Consider the following 1,779-nt stretch of genomic DNA (forward strand, 5'->3'; position numbering starts at 1 on the left):
CTGCTATGAAACTGGCGAGAAATTGGGCAGTGTGAAATGCAAAATGCGCTTGGCGCGCTGCAAGCTTTTGGGTATCGGCGACCGCAGGGAAAAGAAAGCCGGTTTGGATCTATGCCGTCAGGCGTTGGAATTGGCAAAGGAGAGCAGCGAAAAAGAAGATTACGGCTATGAAGCCGAAATGAATCTTTTGCGGCGTACCATTGCGGAAAACGAATCATAAAGGACGAAAAAAGGGACGCTTCGGCGCAATGTCATGATTCCGGTTATGATTTCATCAAATACAGAACCACGATTTTGTTTTGCGATCCGCAAATCTTTCAGTTTTCCAAGACCCATCAAATGATGAAAGTCCAGTTTGGAGAAGCCAATCACCAACTCTACGGTTTTTCCCTTTCGGCCAATAATGATCCGATATTGTATCTCCAACAAATTTTCAAATGCTTTTGCACACTTTTGTAATTTATCCATAAAACCTCTCTGTCCACATAAAGAAAGCCGCCCTGCAATGCAAGGCGGCTTTGAGCATTTTCTTTCGGCTTGCAGCCTACTCCGGTTTGAGGTTACTGCACAACCCCTACTGAAAGCTCTGCATAACAAGGCATTCCGGTACGCTATTATGCTTCAACGCTTTGGCAGACACACGCCGTTGCCTACCTTGTACTATTATTATATGCAACTTTAGAAAATATGTCAATCCCCATGAAAAATCAGAAAATATCTTCTCTGCTTATGAGAAAGGAGGCTCCATCTATGGCAACCACACGCATCATGCCCCTGCATATCGGCAAGGGGCGCACTGAGAGTCAGGCAATCAGCGATATTATTGATTATGTGGCAAATCCGCAAAAGACCGACAACGGAAAACTGATTACCGGCTATGGCTGTGACAGCCGGACCGCCGATGCGGAGTTTCTGCTGGCGAAGCGGCATGATTCTTGTAATTACCATAATAGAAGGACCTCCTCTCATAAATATTTTTGTTTTCGCTGAACTCTTTGCTTCTATCGTTGCAATAACTTTCTCCGCTAGGTATAATAAAAAAGAACATTCTACAACCTCAAAGGAGGGATTTCTATGATAGAACAGCTCATTGCTGAAGCAACAGAATGTGATTTCAAAGTTGCTCTCGAAACAAAAAAGCCAAAAAGCTGGTTAAAAAAGTGTCAGTGCCTTTTCCAATGGAATCGGCGGCACTCTGTTTTTCGGAGTCTCCGATGACCGGGAGCCTATCGGCTTGTCCGATGTTCAAAAGGATGCTGAAGCGATCAGCCGCTTAATCAAAGAACGAATCACACTAACTCCCGTATGTTCTGTACCCGGTGGAATGGCTTGGAAAAAGGCTCTATCTTTGATGATGCATTGGACGATAAAGAATACGAAGGGAATCTGATTTATCTACTGAAAAGCGGCAGTGAATTTATTCGCAATAATTCCAAAGTCCGTTTTGTCAAAGAGGCACAGTATCGGGTAGACAAGCCGGATTATGCTGAACGAGCTGTGACAGAGGCTCTTGTCAATGCGCTTATCCATCGTGATTATATTGTGCTTGGCAGCGAAATCCATATTGATATGTTTGATGATCGGGTGGAAATCACATCTCCGGGCGGTATGTTTGGCGGCGGCTCAATTCAGGAATCCGATATTTACAGTATCCGTTCCATGCGGCGAAACCCTGTGATTGCTGACCTGTTCCACCGCATGAAGTACATGGAACGCCGTGGAAGTGGCCTACGCAAAATCGTCAGTGAAACCGAAAAGCTGCCTGGATACACAGAGGCA

The 1,779-nt window shown here is 45.0% G+C and carries 2 protein-coding genes and 2 pseudogenes; 3 read left to right on the top strand and 1 reads right to left on the bottom strand.

The annotated features are described in order from the left end of the window. Positions 1 to 220 (top strand): hypothetical protein (locus tag GPK83_RS14210; RefSeq protein WP_215705084.1); only part of this gene is annotated, 220 nt, incomplete at its 5' end. On the opposite strand, the gene GPK83_RS14215 is transcribed toward GPK83_RS14210, so the two are convergent. After that, positions 166 to 468, bottom strand: a complete 303-nt coding sequence (locus GPK83_RS14215; protein WP_242994114.1) for a PBECR4 domain-containing protein — start codon at positions 466 to 468, stop codon at positions 166 to 168. The two genes, GPK83_RS14210 and GPK83_RS14215, sit on opposite strands and share 55 nt — an antisense overlap. Positions 469 to 750: 282 nt before the next feature. On the opposite strand from GPK83_RS14215, the pseudogene GPK83_RS14220 reads away from it, so the two are divergent. Both GPK83_RS14220 and GPK83_RS14225 read left to right on the top strand, forming a co-directional pair. Continuing rightward, positions 751 to 927 (top strand): annotated as a pseudogene (locus tag GPK83_RS14220) (relaxase); the annotation flags it as partial. A gap of 147 nt (positions 928 to 1,074) precedes the next feature. Further along, a pseudogene (locus tag GPK83_RS14225) lies at positions 1,075 to 1,779 on the top strand (ATP-binding protein); the annotation flags it as partial.

Origin of the sequence: Clostridium sp. MCC328 (assembly GCF_018785465.1) — a bacterium.
GTDB lineage: Bacteria > Bacillota > Clostridia > Lachnospirales > Lachnospiraceae > Pilosibacter > Pilosibacter fragilis.

Coding starts and splice junctions, on each gene's coding strand:
- GPK83_RS14215 (WP_242994114.1), bottom strand. CDS start 468: ATGGATAAATTACAAAAGTGTGCAAAAGCATTTGAAAATTTGTTGGAG.